The organism is Microbacterium thalassium (genome assembly GCF_014208045.1).
Classification (GTDB): domain Bacteria; phylum Actinomycetota; class Actinomycetes; order Actinomycetales; family Microbacteriaceae; genus Microbacterium; species Microbacterium thalassium.
The window spans coordinates 2126914-2143182 of sequence record NZ_JACHML010000001.1; the positions used below are offsets into that span (position 1 = coordinate 2126914).

Genomic DNA, 16269 nt, shown 5'->3' on the forward strand with positions numbered 1-16269 from the left:
GGAGCGGCTTCGGCCGCCGCGGGACGCAACAAGGGGAAGGAAGGAAGAGACCATGGCGAAGACGCTCGTGGGCCTCGAAATCACCGAGGAGAGTGTGCGCGGCGTCGAAGTGACGACCGGGCGCTCTCCAGCATTGATCGCTGCCGGGGAAGTTCCGCTCCCGCGTGAGACGGCGCGCGACTCCGAAGTCCTCGATCAGGACGCCGTCGCCGTCGCGCTGCGTACTCTGTGGATGGGCGCCGGCTTCAAGGGACGCCGAGTCACACTGGGCGTGGGCAGTCGTCGCATTCTGGTGCGCGAGTACACCACCCAGGCTATGGCCCCGCAACTCCTGCGACAGGCATTGCCATACCAGGTCCAGGATCTTCTTCCCGTGCCGGTGTCTCAGGCTGTGCTCGACTTCTACCCCCTGGGGCAGGTGGGCGACCAGGTGACAGGGCTGCTCGTCGCGGCAGTCTCCGACAACATCGAGCAGATGATCGCCACCCTCAAGAAGGCGAAGCTGAGCGTCGAGGCTGTGGACCTCGTGCCCTTCGGGCTCGCCCGCGTCGCGAAGCGAGTCGCTCAGCCCGGCGACACCGTTGCGATGATCCACCTCGGCGATCACACGTCGTACGTGACGGTCGCCACGGATGGGATCCCGAACTTCGTGCGCATCATCCCGGTCGAGATCGCGACCACCGCGTCGCAGCGGGAGCCGACGATGATGCCCATGGCCGAAGCCGAGATCGAAGAGGTCCTGGAGCCGGTCGGAGCCAGCGGCATTCTCCCGCGTCGGTCGGGTACCCGCGCTTCTCTGCGGGGCAGTGCGCCGGCAACGTCCGGTGTGACCGATGTCGTAGCCCGCTTGCGCAGCACGCTCTCGTTTTTCCAGGGGCGCGAGGGCGCGCCGCGCGTTGTTCAGGTGTTCGTCAGCGGAGCGGGCTACGTCGCACCGGGCGTCGCGGACGCGATCGAGCGCTCATTCGACGTCCCCGTGGTGCCGATTCGTCTCGAGCAGTTCGTGAACGCACGTAATCGATCGCTGACCGACGACCTCGCGTTCAACGCGGTCGCGACGGCTGGCGTGCTGTTCGGGGAGGGAGCCAAGTGACCGCCGCGATTCCCGCTGTGCCGTTCGGGGGAGTGCCCCGTGTGAACCTCATTCCCCGGTCCGAGATTGAGCGCCGTCAGCGTGACGCTACTCTTCGAGGTTGGGTCTGGGGCATCGGAGGTGCCGTCCTCGCAGCCGTTCTGGTCATCGCAGGGGCCCTGGCGCTCAACTGGTTCGCAGATCAGCGGCTTGCCGCAGAACAGGCTCGCACCAATGATCTGTTGGTCGAATTGGCGACCCTCTCCGACGTGAGTACAGCGCTGAGCACGGAGCGGGACCTGACGTCTTTCCGTGCCGAGTCGATGGGGTCGGACTTCGCGTGGTCACCTGTGATCGACTCCCTCGAAAGCACCATGCCTGGTGAGGTGAGCCTGATCGGCTTCAACCTGATCGCAGGCGGCGTTCCACAGGGGGAGGACCCCGCACTTGAGCCCGGTCTCATCGGCACGCTGACCCTCAGCAGCCCGAATGTGATCGACATCGCGCAGACGGTGAGGTCCATGCGGAGCATCGACGGGGTGATCGACGCCGATGGGAGCCTCGTCGCGACGAGCTCGTCTACCGTCGGTCAGTACACGTACGAACTCTCAATCACCTTCGACCAGTCGATCTACTCTGGCCGCTACCTCGAGACCGAAGGCGGCGAGTGATGCCCAGAACCCTCATCAACCTCGTCGGTGTCATCATCACGATCGCCATCATTGGGCTGGCCATCGCCCTATTCGCCCTCCCCATCTACCTCCAGTCGCTGACGACGAGTGCTCAGACCGCGCAAGTGGGACAGACGAACTCGTTGTACCAGGCACAAGTCGATGGCCTGCGGGCTGAATCCGAGCGAATGGACGAGATCGACGCCTCGGTGGCCGACTTGCGCAGTCAGATCCCTGCGACCAACGAGCTCGACGACGTGTTCGAGGTGATCGCTCGTGCGGCGTCGTCGGCCGACGTCGATGTGCAGAGCATCGCCGCCGGCGACAACGCTGCGTTCATCGTTCGAACCGAACCGCTCGCGGCGGGCGAGGAACCCGAGGCGCCCGCCGACACGACGCAGGCGCCTTCAGACGACGCGACGGGCGATGCCGCAGCGGAGGCGTCCGCGTCAGCACCGGCGACTGCGGGAACCGCTCTCGCCGATGGCCGCCAGCAGGTCGACTTCACGATCGCTGTCACAACGAACGACCTCGGCAACGCCGTTCGGTTCCTCGACAATCTGCGCCGAGGCCCGAGACTGTTGAGCAGCATCGAGTCGGTCGTGACGCCTACGGGCACCGGCTATGACGTGAACATCTCCGCCATCACCTTCGTCCTTCCGGAGGCCTGACATGACCGCGATGCTCCTCGACAGCATGCTGGAGACAGCCGCACGCCTTCGTGCGTCGGATGTGCATCTCACTGCTGATGCGCGCCCACTCATGCGCGTCGACGGCGACCTCACACCGATACCGGGATACGACGACCCTGTGCCGTCGTCGTGGCTCGAGGCGGCAGCCTTCGAGCTGATGGCTCCCGGCCAGCATGAGGAGTTCACGAAGCACCATGAGGTCGACCTCGCACACGCGACCGAAGGACTCGGCCGCTTCCGCGTCAACGTGTACCGCCAACTCGGCGCTATCGCTGTCGCTCTGCGATTCATCCCCAGCCGAGTGTTCAGCCTGGAAGAGCTCGGTGCACCGGAGATCTGCCGCGACCTCGCACTCAAACCGCGCGGTCTCGTCCTGCTCACGGGCCCCACCGGGTCGGGCAAGTCGACGACTCTCACCGCGATGGTCGACATCGTCAACCACACCCTGCCTGCACATGTGATCACGATCGAGGACCCGATTGAGTTCCATCACGAGAGCAAGAAGGCGCTCATACATCAGCGCGAGATCGGTGCCGATACCGGCTCGTTCGCCGAGGCCCTGCGCCGGGTCCTGCGCCAGGACCCCGACGTCATTCTGATCGGCGAGCTCCGAGATCCTGAGTCGATCCGCGCGGCCCTCTCGGCTGCCGAAACGGGCCACCTGGTGCTGTCGACGCTCCACACGCAGGGGGCAGCGAAGAGCATCAACCGAATCATCGACGTATTCCCGGCCGATCAGCAGCACCAGATCCGTGCTCAGCTCGGAGATACGCTGCAAGGGGTCATCAGTCAGACCCTCATGCCCCTGTCTCAGACCGAGGGACGCACGATCGCGACCGAAGTCCTTCTCAACACGCCCGCGGTGGCGAATCTCATTCGTGAGGGACAGGTTGCGCAACTCTACTCGGCCATGCAGGCCGGGCAGGGTGTCGGCATGCACACCCTCGACCAGGACCTCAAACGACTGGTCAGTGAGGGCGTCATCTCCCGGAACGTCGCCAAATCGTACGCCGTCGATCCCTCGTCGCTCGACGATGTCTACGTTCAGGCGCGCGATCTCGACGCAGAGGAATGGAGCCACCGGGCGGGCGAGTGGCACCACGAGGACGCGGGAGTCTGACATGGCCGTGGTGCAGGAATTTCGCTATCGCGCGGTCGACCCGCACGGGGGTGCGGTAGTCAAGGGCACGATCGAGGCGGCGAGCGAATCTGCCGTGGGCGCGAAGCTGAGGGCCCAGGGCCTGACACCTCTTGACGTCGTCGCCGTGTCGAAGTCCGGTCTCAACATGGAGATCAGAATCCCCGGCTTCACCAAGCACGTATCGTCAAAGAACTTGGCGATCTTCGCGAAGCAGATGTCCGGTCTCATCAACGCCGGATTGCCCCTCATGCGCACGCTCTCGATTCTCATCGAACAGACCGAAGACAAGCGTCTTCAGCCGGCACTCGTCGGAGTGCATGCTGACGTTGAAGCAGGGTCGTCGCTGTCAGCAGCGATGGCGCGACATCCCGAGGTGTTCCCGCCGCTCATGCTGAGCATCGTGCGGGTCGGAGAGACCGGCGGTTTCCTCGGTTCCGCTCTTGCATCGATCGCCGAGAACTACCGCAAGGAGGCAGAGCTCCAGAACAAGATCCGCGCGGCTGTGACATACCCGACGATCGTGCTGATCATCGCCATGCTCGGGGTGCTCGCGATGATCACGTTCATCGTGCCGGTCTTCGAGAGCATGTTCTCGAGTCTCGGCTCGCAGCTTCCGCTCCCGACGCAGATCCTCGTCGTCCTGTCGAAAAACATGGTCTGGATCCTCCCGCTGTTGCTCATCGTGGTGTCGGCCGTGTGGATCTGGTGGATGAGGAACCGCCACACGGAACGCGTGCGCAAGGTCGTCGACCCGATCCGGCTCAAGATGCCGATCTTCGGTCCCGTCGCCACGAAGATGGCGGTCGCCCGCTTCAGCCGCAACCTCTCGATGATGCTCGATGCGGGCGTGCCGATCATTCAGGCGCTGTCGATCGTCGGCCAGGCGTCGAACAACTGGAAGGTCGAGCAAGCCGTCCACGATGTGCAGGAGTCGATCCGCGCCGGCAAGTCTTTCGCGGTACCGCTGGCGAAGGCGGAAGTCTTTCCGGCGATGGTGCCACAGATGGTGTCGGTCGGAGAGGAGTCGGGAACGCTGGTCGAGATGCTTTCGAGCATCGCTGACTTCTACGAAGATGAGGTCGAGACTGCCACGTCTCAGCTCTCTGCGACCATCGAGCCGGTCCTCATCGTCGGCCTCGGCGTGGTCATCGGCGGCATGGTGATCTCGCTCTACCTGCCGATCTTCTCGCTGTACAGCGAATTGAGTAAGCAGTAGCGAAACTCTGGGGCAGCGCATCCCATCGCGCGCCGCAGAACAGCCGCCCCGGGTGCTAGGTCGATGCGCTCGGGGCGACGCCATGTCTCGCTACAGCGAGACGCGCAGCACTTCCTCGATCGTGGTCAAACCCTGCGCAACTTTCGCCCATCCGTCGTCGCGCAGCGACACCATGCCCTGCTGAATCGCGAGTTGGCGCATCTCGGTGCCGGTTGCGCGCGTCACGATCAGGTGCTCCATCTCGTCGCTCATCGTCATGACCTCATGGAGGGCGATGCGGCCGCGATAGCCGGTGCCGGAGCACGACTCGCATCCATTCGCCTTGTACAGCTCCGGCACGTCGTTCGGGTCATGCGGGAACCCGAAGGACGACAGCACCTCGGTGCTCTCGGTGAACGGGATGCGACACTTGCCACAGAGCTTCCGCGCGAGGCGCTGAGCGACCACGGCAGACAACGCCGTCGCGACGAGGAAAGGCTCTGTCCCGATTTCGGTGAGTCGTGTCAGCGCGGACGGCGCGTCGTTCGTGTGCAGGGTCGACAGCACGAGGTGGCCGGTCAGCGCGGCCTCCACGGAGATGACCGCCGTCTCCTTGTCGCGGATCTCGCCGACCAGCACGACATCAGGGTCGGAACGGAGAATCGATCGCAGCGCCGACGCGAAGGTGAGGCCCGCGCGGTTGTTGACCTGCACCTGGTTGATGCCGCCGATCCGGTACTCGACCGGGTCCTCCACCGTGATCACATTGATCTTCGGATTCGCAACGGCGCGCAACGCCGTGTAGAGCGTGGTCGACTTTCCGGAGCCTGTGGGACCGGTCGCGAGCACCATCCCGTGCGGTCGTGAGATCGCGTCCCGGAACCGCTGCTCATTGATGCTCGAGAAGAGCAGATCGCGCATCGACATCGTCTGACCGGTGTTGTCGAGGATTCGCATGACGATCTTCTCGCCCCACACGGTGGGGAGCGTCGCGACACGGAGGTCGACCGTGCGTCCGTCGTGCGACACCGAGAGCCGGCCGTCCTGCGGCCGCCGCTTCTCGGCGATGTCGATCGACGACATGATCTTCAGGCGCGAGATGATGCCGTCCTGGATCGCGCGGTCTGCCTTCTGCATCTCGTGCAGCACGCCGTCGATGCGGAACCGCACGGTGAGCTGACGCTCGCCCGGCTCGACGTGGATATCGCTGGCACGGTCGTTGATCGCCTGCGCGATCAGCAGGTTGACGAATCGGACGACAGGCGCGTCGCTGTCGCCGTCCTGAATCTCCTCGGTGAAGGCGGTGCTCGGCCCGGACGACGTCTCCTCGATCGACGCCTGCAGTTCGCTCAGTTCCTCATCGGAACGCAGGAACCGCTCGAACATCTGCCCCAGAGCGTCCTTGGCCACGACCACAGGCTCGACGAAGAGATCGGTGACGCTCGCCACGTCGTCGAGCGCGACGATGTCGGTCGGGTCGAGGATGCCGACGATCAGGCGATCGCCGCGACGATCGATCGGGATGAGCGCATACTTGCGGCACACGGCGCTGGGCACCAGCGCGATGATGTTCGGGTCGAGTGCCAGGCTCGTGAGGTCGACGTACCGGTGCCCCGAGTTCAGCGCGATGGCTTCCGCGATCTGCCCGTGCGTGATCAGCTGCTGGCCGGCGAGGTACTCGACCATCTCGTCGGTGTCGCCGTACTGCGCCAGCGCGGCCGACATGTCCGCAGCGCGAACCGCCCCGGTGAGTACGAGCGTCTGTGCGAGTCCCCTCACGGCATTCCCCAATCCCAGCCCCTCGTCACATCCTATGGCCGTCTTGTGAACGCCTCGGACGCGATTGTCCAGCCCCGGATGCCGGATTCCGCGGATCGGTATCGTGGCCCCCATGCGGGGGTTGATCGAGTGGGGAAAGGGCGTCTACGACGCCGTCATGGGGCTGGTCAAGAAGATCATCGCGTGGGTGCTGACCCTCAAGATCGTGCGCGCGTTCCTGCTCTACACCGAGAAGCGCGGGCCGATGCTGTCCGACAGCGTCACGTACCGCGCGCTGTTCAGCATCTTCGCCGGCGTCCTGCTCGGCTTCTCGTTCGCGGCGCTGTGGCTCTCGGGCAATCCCGACGTGATCGAGGCGATCATCGAGGCGCTGGACGCGGTGATCCCCGGACTCGTCGGTCCGGGCGGCATCATCGACCCCGAGAACATCGGTGCGCCGAGCGGTCTCACCCTCACCGGCATCATCTCCGGGGTTGGACTCATCCTGGCCGCGATCGGAGCGATCACCTCGCTGCGCATGGCCATGCGCATGATCGCCTCGACGGCGTACGACGACATCGCCTACGTCTGGAAGCTGCTGCGAAACCTGCTGCTTGCGATCGGCACGGCGCTGGCGCTCGTCGCATCCGCCGTCGTCACGTACATGGGAACGTACAGCGTCGAGTTCGTGCTCGACTGGCTCGGACGCCCCGACGGGGGAGTGCTGGACCGAGTCCTCACCACCGGCGTCACGGTCGGCGTCGTCTACGCACTCGACGTGGGCGCCATCATCGCGCTCTTCCTCGTGCTGTCGGGAGTCAAGCCGCCGGCACGTGCGCTGTGGGCCGGTGCCCTGCTGGGCGGGTTGGGTCTGACGGTGCTGCAGCAGCTTTCGAGCCTGTTCGTCGGCGGGGCCACCTCGAACCCGTTGCTGGCATCGTTCGCGTCGCTCATCGCCCTGTTGCTGTGGGTGAACCTGTCGGCGCAGGTCATCCTCATCGCGTCGGCGTACATCGTCGTGGGCGCCCGCGAGGCCGAGGACCGCGTACGCCACAAGTACGGTGCGGCGACCTTCGCGCAGCGCAAGGTCAAGCAGGCCGAGCTGAACGTCGAGGCAGCGGTCGACGCGCTGCGCATCGCGCGCGAGGCCGAAGAGAAGGAGCGTGCGGGCTCGTGATCGAGGTGCCCGCGTACGCCGCCGAGCAGGTCCGCGCCGCCGAGGAGCCGCTTCTCGACGCGGGCGAGCCGCTCATGGCGCGCGCCGCGGCCGCCCTGGCCGGCGTCGCGAGCGGGATGACGGATGCCGCCCGGGCCCGCATCCTGATCCTCGCCGGCTCCGGCAACAACGGCGGCGACGCCCTGTTCGCCGCGGCGCACCTGGCCGAGACGCGTTCGGTCGACCTGCTCATCGTCGGCACCCGCGTGCACGAAGAGGGACTCGCGGCCGCGGTCGCGGCCGGTGCCCGCCGCGTTGAGCTCCCCGACGTGCGGGACGCCGCCGCGGGCTACGACCTGGTCCTCGACGGCATCCTCGGGATCGGCTCGACGAAGGACCCGGCGCTGCGGGGCACGGCCCGCGAGGCCGTCGAAGCGCTGCTCCCCGCCGTCCGCGCCGGGCGAACCCACGTCGTCGCCGTCGACCTGCCCAGCGGCCTGCATCCGAACACGGGGGAGTGCGACGACGCCGTGCTGCCGGCATCCGTCACCGTCACGTTCGGGGGAGTGAAGACGGGCCTCGTCCGCGGACGCGGCCCCGAGATGACCGGCGACATCGTGCTGGTCGACATCGGACTGCGAGAACAGCTGGACGCTGTCGAGCCCGCCGGAACCGCGCAGGTGTCGCGGATCGTGGACGCGGCGGGCTGAGCAGCCGGACGCCGGCGTGGCAGGAGGGGAGCGCCGGCCGAGGGGTCAGTACCGCGCGTACCGCTCGACGAACGCGCGCAGGATCTGCGACGGATGCGAGACCGCGATGCGCCGCACGGCCGACAGCGTCAGCTCGAGCTCGTGCGAGGCGAAGTATCCGTAGTCGGCGTAGGCGTGGATGCGGGTGGTGATGCCCTCGACGTCGAGCTCGGGGTGGAACTGCGTCGCGTACACGTTGCTGCCGACGCGGAACATCTGCACGGGGCACGTCGGCGACGACGCCAGCAGCGTCGCCTGCGGCGGCAGCAGCGAGATGGCCTCTTTGTGACCGACGAACGCGCCGAAGGTCGGCGGCATGCCGGCCAGCAGCGGATCGGCGGCGCCGGCATCCGTCATCGACACCTCGACGACGCTGACCGCCTCGGCGTAGGTGCCGTCGATCGTGGCTCCCAGATACGAGCCGACCGTGCCGACGCCGTAGCAGGCGCCGAGGAACGGGAAGTCGCGGGCCACGACCCGCTCGAGCAGAGCCTGGAACTCCGCCTCGACCCGGCGCTGGACGGGCGACTTCCTGTCCCACGGGTCCGAGGCGTTGAACGGGCCGCCGCCGACGATGAACCCCGAGAGTTCGTCGAGGTCGAAGTGAGGCATCGGCTCGGACTCGAGCCGCACGCGGATGAGGTCGCGCTCGGTCAGACCGCCGTAGCGCAGGAAGAGCTCGTACTCCTCGTCGGCGGGGACATCTTCGGCGCGCGTCGCGAGCAGGACGAACGGTTTCATGGCCACACCAGCGTACGGCCTGAACGGGTTGGGGCTGGACCGCGGCCGATGCGGCTCGGGGCCGACGGGGCGCCGCACGTGCGCTGAGGCCCGGCGATTGCGCCGAGACCTGGCGATTGCGCTGAGACCGCGCTCATCTGCGAGGGGTCTCGTCGCGAAACGCGGGTCTCACGTGCGGCGCTCGCCAGCGCGTTCATACCGCCTCCAGGGGACCTTCGTCCCGCGGGCAAGCCGGCGACACGAGTGTTTCGGAACCGGGCGAATCGTCGCGGGACTATGCTCGGCACATGGCAATCGCTCGACTGCACGGAGGCCCGCTCGACGGGCAGGTGCTGCCCCTGGAGTCCCCGAAGCTCGACGAGATGATCGTCCCCTACGGTGAGGGACAGATCGTCTACGAGCGACGCGGAAAGCTCGAGCACACCGGTACCGACGACGGCCCCACCGAGGCGGAGTTCTGGTTCGTCGAAGCCACCGAGGACATCGGCCCGAGTGACGACTGAGCAGGCGCCCGGGGCGCACGACGGCCCGTCGCACTCGGTCGAGATCGAGCTCAAGTTCGACGTCGACGAGGACACTGCGATGCCCGACTGGAGCGCCCTCCCGGGTGTGGCCTCGGTCGGGGAGGCCGAGGTGCGCGAACTCGACGCGCAGTACTTCGACACGACCGAGTACGCGCTCGCCCACGCGGGCTTCGCGCTGCGCCGACGCAGCGGCGGGCCCGACGCCGGCTGGCACATCAAAGGTCCGCGCCAAGGCCTCGGCCGATCCGAGACGCACTGGCCGCTCACCGACGACGACACGGTTCCCGGGGCCCTGCGCGACGCGATTGCGCGGGTGACCGACCAGGAGCTGCATCCGCTCGCCCGCATCCGCAACACCCGGACGGCCTACGCGCTGCGCAACGCCGCAGGCGAGCTGGTCGCCGAGTACGACGACGATCGTGTGCGCACGCGCGACGAGCGTTCGGGCATCGAACGCGCGTGGCGCGAGTGGGAGATCGAACTGGGCCCCGCGGCGCCGACCGGCGAGGCCGAGCGGCGCGACCTGCTCCTGGCGATCGCGCAGGCGGCGCACGCAGCGGGTGCGCGAAATGCGGCATCCGCCTCGAAGCTCGGGCGGGCGCTGGGCGCCTGATCCCTCACACGAACGACCGAGCCCCCCGGAACCGACGTCCCGGGGGGCTCTGCTCTCGAACGCGTCGCGTCAGAGGTTGATCATGTGGCCGACGAGGCCGTGGAAGGCCTCCTGAACGGCCTCCGACAGCGTCGGGTGCGTGTGGACGTTGCGCGCCGCCTCGAGGGCGGTGAGGTCCCACTTCTGCGCGAGCGTGAGCTCGGGCAGCAGCTCCGACACGTCCGGGCCGACCATGTGGCCGCCGAGGAGCTCCAGGTGCTCGCCGTCGGCGACGAGCTTGACGAAGCCCACGGCCTCGCCGAGGCCGTTCGCCTTGCCGTTGGCCGAGAAGGGGAACTTCGCGACCTTGACGTCGTAGCCCGCCTCGCGCGCCTGCGCCTCGGTGAGGCCGAACGACGCGACCTGCGGCGAGCAGAACGTGGCGCGCGGCATCATGCGGTAGTCGCCCAGCGCCATGGTCTCGGCACCGGCGATGGTCTCGGAGGCGACGACGCCCTGAGCCTCGGCCACGTGGGCGAGCTGCAGCTTGGCGGTGACGTCGCCGATCGCGTAGATGTGCGGGACCGACGTGTGCATGAAGTCGTCGATCTCGATCGCGCCGCGCTCGGTGAGCTTGACGCCGGTGTTCTCGAGGCCGAAGGCCTCGACGTTCGGGGCGAAGCCGATCGACATCAGCACCTTGTCGGCCTCGATCGAGCCCTGCGCGCCGGACTTGTTGTCGCTGTAGGTGACGGTGACCTTGTCGCCGGCGTCGACGACGGTCTCGACCTTGGTGCCGGTGAGGATGTCGACGCCGTACTTCTTGTAGTGGCGCGCGATCTCCTTCGACACGTCCTCGTCCTCGTTGGGGAGGGCGCGGTCGAGGAACTCGATGATCGTGACCTTGACGCCGTAGTTCGTCATCACGAAGGCGAACTCCATGCCGATGGCGCCGGCGCCGACGATGACGATCGATTTCGGCAGCTCGCGCTCCATGATCTGCTCTTCGTACGTCACGACGTTCTCGCTGAGCGTCACGCCCGGCAGCAGGCGCACCTTCGAGCCGGTCGCGATGATGCAGTTGTCGAAGGTCACGCGCTCGCTCGAGCCGTCGGCCTTCGCGACGTCGATCGTATTCGCGTCCACGAAGGCGCCGCGGCCCTCGTACTCGGTGACCTTGTTCTTCTTCATCAGGTAGTGGATGCCGCCCACGTGGGTGTTCGACACCTTGCGGCTGCGGTCCCACGCGGCACCGAAGTCGAACGACACGTCGCCCGTGATGCCGAACAGATCGGCCTTGTGGTTGAACGTGTGCGCGAGGTCGGCGTTCTTCAGCAGAGCCTTCGAGGGGATGCAGCCGACGTTGAGGCAGACACCGCCCCAGTACTTCTCTTCGATGATCGCGACCGAGAGGCCGAGCTGTGCGGCGCGCACGGCCGCGACGTACCCGCCGGGCCCGGCGCCGAGGATGGCGACGTCGTAGTGAGGCATGGTCCCCAGCCTATCGCCCGGCCGGACCCTCCGATGCGCCGTCCGAGCCCTCTTCGGCGGCGGCCGCGCGACGCGGGCGCGACGCGATCAGGTACACCACGCCGGCGGCGAGGCCCGCCGCGATCACGATGCCGATGATCCACGGCCACGGGCTCGAGCCGGACGCCTCCACGGGCACCGGCGTCTCGGACGCGGTGGGGGAGGCGGATGCCGTCGGCTCGGGGGTCGGCGTGATCGTGACGGTCACCGTCGGCACCGGCGTCGGCTGCGCCTCCTCGACCGTGAACGCGAACTCGCCCGAGATCGGGTGCCCGTCGCTCGAGACGACCTTCCACAGCACCGTCACCTGTCCCGACGGGGTGCCGGTCAGCGGCTGGGTGAGGATGTTGTCGCGCACCGTCAGCGTGCCGTCGGTGAGATCGGCGCCGTCGGCGTCGGTCACCTCCACGACGTTGGCGCCCTCGTCGTCGGCGATTTCGGCGCTGAAGGTGAGGGTGAGCTCGGCGGGCAGTTCCGCGACCGTGCTGTCCGCGACCGGATCCGACGCGACGAGGTCGTCGTGCGCGAGGGCCGGCGGTGCGGTGGCGATGGCGCCGACGAGCGCGAGGGCCGCCGCGATGCCGGCGAGGATCAGGGTCTGCAGTCGGGAGGACATTCGGTCGGTCAGCACGTGACCGAGGCTACCGGGGTCTACCGCGCGACGGACAGCAGGCCTACCCTGTCCCCAGGCGGGCTGACCTGCCCGCTGATCACGAGGAAGTGAGGCGGGGCGATGGACGCCATGATGATGGGCGCCATGTCGAAGGACATGATGTCGATGCCCGGCATGGACACGATGGACATGACCGTGATGCAGGCCTGTATGGACGCCTGCTCGGCGTGCGAGCAGGCGTGCGTGGTGTGCTCGGCGCACATGGACGACTGCGCGGAGGCGTGCATGAACTGCGCCGACATGTGCAACACCATGATGCGATCGATGATGCGGATGCAGGGCATGACCCCGGCATCCATGATGGCGATGCTCGACGCGTGCATGGCCATGTGCCAGACCTGCATGGACGAGTGCAACTCGTGCGGCGCCGACGACGCCGTGTGCAGCATGTGCGCTCAGGCGTGCAAGGCCTGCATGGACAGCTGCATGGCCGTCAAGGACATGATGATGGCGGCGGCCTGAGCCGCACCCCACCGATTCGAGCGTCAGTTCAGCGGCGCGACGTTGTAGCGCGCCGTGCCGACGGCCAGCACGTCGTAGCGGCCGTGCAGCGCGACCGGCGTGCCGGCGGCGAGGGCGGATGCCGCACCCGCTCCGCTCCACACCGTCCGGGTGCGGTCCTCGACGAGAGCGGCCACCACGATCTCGCCGGTGGCGGCATCCGCCGACACGACGATCCCGTCGATCCACTCGGCCGGCGTCGCAGACGACAGTCGCGCCTGGATCAGGTGCAGCGCGTGGCCGGGTGCGTAGGAGGAGCAGCGGCCGCCGTCCACGCACATGCACGCCGAACGCTCCCGCGCCGGAACGGGCGGAATGTGGTGGCGTGGACTCGACACGATGGGCTCCTGGTGAGTAGGTTCGATGCTCAGTCAGGTTAGGACGCGCGATTCCCCGGGGGCCACCCGAACCGCAACGCGGGGAAACAAAGAAACCGCGCGTCGCGGACGTCGTGGGGAACGTCCGGCGAATCTGATCGGATAGGCTTGCACAGCAAGAGGAGGTCCACCGTGGAGGACAATCGCCGACCCGGAGCGGATGACATCCGCCGGGGTAATGGCACCGGGGGCGGAGCCCGAGACTCCGACACCACGCAGACCTTCGGGCACGACTCGGATCTGTCGTTCGTGCCCTTCGGCAGCGAGCTGGCCGAAGCCGAGCTCGACGCGATCGAGGCGCTCCCGTCCGGTGCGGCGCTGCTGCTGGTGCGCTCGGGTCCGACGGCCGGCGCACGGTACCTGCTCGACGCCGATGTGACCACGGTCGGGCGGCACCCCGAGGCCGACATCTTCTTCGACGACGTCACCGTCTCGCGCCGCCACGCCGAGATCACCCGCACCGGAACCGCGTTCGAGCTGGTCGACCAGCGCTCGCTGAACGGAACCTACGTCAACGGGGAGCGCGTCGATCGAGCCGCACTCACCAACGGCTCCGAAGTGCGGATCGGCAAGTTCCGGCTGAACTTCTTCGTCTCGCCCGCCGACCTCCTGCAGAGCCCGGTCGAGTGATGTCGTCCGCACACGCCCGCGAACGCTCAGCGTCCGCGGGCCTGCTGAGCATCGGCCAGGTCCTCGCTCGGCTGACGCCGGAGTTCCCCACGCTGACCAGCAGCAAGCTGCGCTTCCTCGAAGTGCAGGGCATCGTCGCGCCGGTGCGGACGGACTCCGGGTACCGCAAGTTCTCGCAGGCGGATCTGGATCGCCTGCGCCTCGCGCTCACGCTGCAGCGCGACCACTACCTGCCGCTGAACGTCATCCGCGAGTACCTCGAGGACGTCGACGCGGGGCGCGACCCGGCCCCGCCGGCATCCGTTCCGCCGCCCTCGATCGTGCCCGCCGCGCGCCGCTACCAGCGCGCCGAGCTGCTGAGCGCGGCCGGGGCCGCACCGCAGCTGCTCAACGACGCCATCAGCACCGGCATCCTTGTCGGCGCCGAGTCGTACACCGAGCAGCACGTGACGCTGCTGCGTGCGCTCGTCGCCCTCGACCGCCACGGCATCGAGCCGCGGCACATCCGCACCATGCGGCAGAACGCCGAGCGGGACGTCGCGCTGATCGAGTCGGCGATCGCGCCGATGCTGCGCCGCACCGACTCCAATTCGCGCGGCCGGGCGGGTGAGGTCGGCGGTGAACTCGCCAAGCGGCTCGACGAAGTGCGGGCGATCTTCGTGCGGACGGCGCTGGACCGCCTGCTGTCCTGAGTCGCATCCGCGACACGCCGAAGGCCGACGAGCGGATGTCGTTGCCCGAGGCCCCGTGCTCATCTAGCGTTGTAATGTCCGCACTCGGAGGGGGGAGCGTATGACAGCTCACGCGGAGGGTCAGCCGTTCGCCGACGACCTCCTCTTCACCGACGGTCTTCCGCAGATGGATGACGAGGTCGGCTACCGCGGTGCCCAGGCGGCGCGTGCCGCCGGCATCACCTATCGCCAGCTGGACTACTGGGCGCGCACCGAACTCGTCGAGCCCACGGTGCGCAGCGCGAACGGCTCGGGATCGCAGCGCCTCTACGGGTTCCGCGACATCCTCGTGCTCAAGCTCGTCAAGCGCCTGCTCGACACCGGAATCTCGCTGCAGCAGATCCGCATCGCGGTCGAGCAGCTGCGGGCATCCGGCATCCGCGACCTCGCGGGCACGACGCTGATGAGCGACGGCGCCTCGGTGTACCTGTGCACGTCGAACGACGAGGTCATCGACCTGGTCTCGCGCGGTCAGGGCGTGTTCGGCATCGCGGTCGGCAAGGTGCTGCACGAGGTCGAGTCCACGCTCGTCGAGTTCGACGCGCTGACGCCCGACGCCGTCGACGAGCTCGCCGCCCGTCGCGCGCGTCGCACGGCGTAGTCCCAACGGGCTCCGGAGCGTCGGAGAATCCGCGCTTCGTCGGACGATTCCGTCGCGGATGCTCCGGCGGAGCGGCGCATCTCCGACGCTCGAGCGTCGGGGCGGTCCACGCCAGGACTGGCTAGGCCTGGGCCGCGCCCGGCTGCGGGATGCGGCCGGTGCGCACGATGCGGTCCAGCAGCGAGTCGAAGTCCGCGGCGAGCTCCTGCGCGGAGTCGCCGGGCCAGATGTGAAGGGGCTTGGCGGCGCCCTGCGCCTGCTGCAGCGACGTGCGCTCCGGCAGCTGAGGCGACAGCACGAGCGGCCCGAACATGTCGCGCAGCTCCTTGATGCGGAACTGGTGCTCGATCGACTGCGGGCGCACGCGGTTGACCACGATGCCGAGCGGCTGAAGGCGGGGGGAGAGGCCGCGGCGGATCTCCTCGATGGCGCGCAGCGCGCGGTCGGCCGCGGCGACCGAGAACAGGCCCGGCTCGGTGACGACGATGACACGATCGGATGCCGCCCACGCGGTGCGCGTGAGCGCGTTCAGCGACGGCGCGCAGTCGATGAGGACGAGGTCGTACTCGGACTCGATCGTCGCGAGGGCCTCTTCGAGCTTCCACACGTCGCGCACGCTCGGGTGCGGACCGTCGAAGTTGATCGCCGAGGGGCTGCCGATCATGACGTCGATCGTGCCCGGGTGCACCTTCGTCCAGCCGGACGTGGTGATCGCCTGGCGGACCGTTTTCTCCTTCGGATTCTCGAGCACGTCGGAGACATTGAGGCGTCCGGCGACGCCGATGTCCATTCCGGTCGAGACATCTGACTGCGGGTCGAGATCGACCACGAGAGTCCGGACGCCGCGGGCGAACGCCGCGGAGGCGAGACCCAGCGTCACGGTCGTCTTGCCGACGCCGCCTTTGAGGGAGCTGACCGAGAGCACGTGCACAAGC

At 67.8% G+C, this 16269-nt stretch carries 20 protein-coding genes; 13 read left to right on the forward strand and 7 right to left on the reverse strand.

The window, feature by feature from the left end:
- Positions 1-52: 52 nt before the first annotated feature.
- Genes pilM through HD594_RS09775 form a run of 5 tightly spaced genes read left to right on the forward strand, consistent with a single transcriptional unit; the run spans position 53 to position 4792 of the window.
- A complete protein-coding gene (pilM, locus tag HD594_RS09755) occupies positions 53-1093 on the forward strand; it encodes a pilus assembly protein PilM (protein WP_184750787.1) in 1041 nt (346 codons plus the stop codon).
- Positions 1090-1743: a hypothetical protein gene (locus HD594_RS09760; RefSeq protein ID WP_184750788.1), complete on the forward strand. Its 654-nt coding sequence runs from the start codon at positions 1090-1092 to the stop codon at positions 1741-1743. Before pilM ends, HD594_RS09760 begins: the two co-directional genes overlap by 4 nt.
- Entirely contained in the window at positions 1743-2414 is a 672-nt protein-coding gene (locus HD594_RS09765) for a hypothetical protein (protein ID WP_184750789.1), read from the forward strand. The genes HD594_RS09760 and HD594_RS09765 overlap by 1 nt, the downstream gene beginning before the upstream one ends.
- 1 nt (position 2415) lies before the next feature.
- Entirely contained in the window at positions 2416-3555 is a 1140-nt protein-coding gene (locus HD594_RS09770) for a type IV pilus twitching motility protein PilT (RefSeq protein ID WP_271171218.1), read from the forward strand.
- 1 nt (position 3556) lies between these two features.
- The gene (locus HD594_RS09775; RefSeq protein ID WP_184750790.1) at positions 3557-4792 is read left to right on the forward strand and encodes a type II secretion system F family protein; all 1236 of its coding nucleotides are present in this window, start codon (positions 3557-3559) and stop codon (positions 4790-4792) included.
- A 90-nt stretch (positions 4793-4882) separates the two neighbouring features.
- On the opposite strand, the gene HD594_RS09780 is transcribed toward HD594_RS09775, so the two are convergent.
- Complete coding sequence (locus tag HD594_RS09780) at positions 4883-6550, reverse strand: GspE/PulE family protein (protein WP_184750791.1); 1668 nt, start codon at positions 6548-6550, stop codon at positions 4883-4885.
- Between the two features lie 112 nt (positions 6551-6662).
- Here HD594_RS09780 and HD594_RS09785 point away from each other — a divergent pair, with 112 nt between their 5' ends.
- Both HD594_RS09785 and HD594_RS09790 read left to right on the forward strand, forming a co-directional pair.
- The gene (locus tag HD594_RS09785; protein WP_246413970.1) at positions 6663-7706 is read left to right on the forward strand and encodes a YihY/virulence factor BrkB family protein; all 1044 of its coding nucleotides are present in this window, start codon (positions 6663-6665) and stop codon (positions 7704-7706) included.
- On the forward strand, positions 7703-8395 hold the full coding sequence (locus tag HD594_RS09790) for an NAD(P)H-hydrate epimerase (protein WP_271171219.1): 693 nt from the start codon (positions 7703-7705) through the stop codon (positions 8393-8395). The genes HD594_RS09785 and HD594_RS09790 overlap by 4 nt, the downstream gene beginning before the upstream one ends.
- Positions 8396-8440: 45 nt before the next feature.
- On the opposite strand, the gene HD594_RS09795 is transcribed toward HD594_RS09790, so the two are convergent.
- On the reverse strand, positions 8441-9175 hold the full coding sequence (locus tag HD594_RS09795; RefSeq protein WP_184750792.1) for a glutamine amidotransferase: 735 nt from the start codon (positions 9173-9175) through the stop codon (positions 8441-8443).
- A 287-nt stretch (positions 9176-9462) separates the two neighbouring features.
- Here HD594_RS09795 and HD594_RS09800 point away from each other — a divergent pair, with 287 nt between their 5' ends.
- Positions 9463-9678 carry a response regulator gene (locus HD594_RS09800; protein WP_184750793.1) on the forward strand — a complete coding sequence of 72 codons (216 nt, stop codon included), beginning with the start codon at positions 9463-9465 and terminating at the stop codon, positions 9676-9678.
- The gene (locus tag HD594_RS09805; RefSeq protein ID WP_184750794.1) at positions 9668-10312 is read left to right on the forward strand and encodes a CYTH domain-containing protein; all 645 of its coding nucleotides are present in this window, start codon (positions 9668-9670) and stop codon (positions 10310-10312) included. Before HD594_RS09800 ends, HD594_RS09805 begins: the two co-directional genes overlap by 11 nt.
- 69 nt (positions 10313-10381) lie before the next feature.
- Here the strand turns inward: HD594_RS09805 and lpdA are convergent, their stop codons facing one another.
- From lpdA to HD594_RS17440, 3 genes are read right to left on the reverse strand one after another with little or no spacing between them, the layout of a single operon-like run.
- Positions 10382-11782: a dihydrolipoyl dehydrogenase gene (lpdA, locus tag HD594_RS09810; RefSeq protein WP_184750795.1), complete on the reverse strand. Its 1401-nt coding sequence runs from the start codon at positions 11780-11782 to the stop codon at positions 10382-10384.
- A 10-nt stretch (positions 11783-11792) separates the two neighbouring features.
- Positions 11793-12452, reverse strand: coding sequence for a copper resistance CopC family protein (locus HD594_RS09815; RefSeq protein ID WP_271171220.1), 660 nt, complete (start codon positions 12450-12452; stop codon positions 11793-11795).
- A gap of 20 nt (positions 12453-12472) precedes the next feature.
- A complete protein-coding gene (locus HD594_RS17440) occupies positions 12473-12793 on the reverse strand; it encodes a hypothetical protein (RefSeq protein ID WP_246413973.1) in 321 nt (106 codons plus the stop codon).
- Between HD594_RS17440 and HD594_RS17445 the strand changes: the two genes are divergently transcribed.
- Positions 12681-12956, forward strand: coding sequence for a four-helix bundle copper-binding protein (locus HD594_RS17445; protein WP_476703402.1), 276 nt, complete (start codon positions 12681-12683; stop codon positions 12954-12956). The genes HD594_RS17440 and HD594_RS17445 overlap by 113 nt on opposite strands.
- Positions 12957-12979: 23 nt before the next feature.
- On the opposite strand, the gene HD594_RS09825 is transcribed toward HD594_RS17445, so the two are convergent.
- On the reverse strand, positions 12980-13333 hold the full coding sequence (locus HD594_RS09825; RefSeq protein ID WP_184750797.1) for a hypothetical protein: 354 nt from the start codon (positions 13331-13333) through the stop codon (positions 12980-12982).
- 171 nt (positions 13334-13504) lie between these two features.
- Between HD594_RS09825 and HD594_RS09830 the strand changes: the two genes are divergently transcribed.
- The 3 genes from HD594_RS09830 (at position 13505) to HD594_RS09840 (ending at position 15334) form a co-directional block, all read left to right on the forward strand.
- A complete protein-coding gene (locus HD594_RS09830; RefSeq protein WP_184750798.1) occupies positions 13505-14002 on the forward strand; it encodes an FHA domain-containing protein in 498 nt (165 codons plus the stop codon).
- Complete coding sequence (gene ftsR / locus HD594_RS09835) at positions 14002-14694, forward strand: transcriptional regulator FtsR (protein WP_184750799.1); 693 nt, start codon at positions 14002-14004, stop codon at positions 14692-14694. Before HD594_RS09830 ends, ftsR begins: the two co-directional genes overlap by 1 nt.
- Before the next feature lie 100 nt (positions 14695-14794).
- Positions 14795-15334, forward strand: coding sequence for a MerR family transcriptional regulator (locus HD594_RS09840; protein WP_184750800.1), 540 nt, complete (start codon positions 14795-14797; stop codon positions 15332-15334).
- A gap of 121 nt (positions 15335-15455) precedes the next feature.
- Here the strand turns inward: HD594_RS09840 and HD594_RS09845 are convergent, their stop codons facing one another.
- A complete protein-coding gene (locus HD594_RS09845; RefSeq protein WP_184752744.1) occupies positions 15456-16265 on the reverse strand; it encodes a ParA family protein in 810 nt (269 codons plus the stop codon).
- Positions 16266-16269 lie beyond the last annotated feature (4 nt).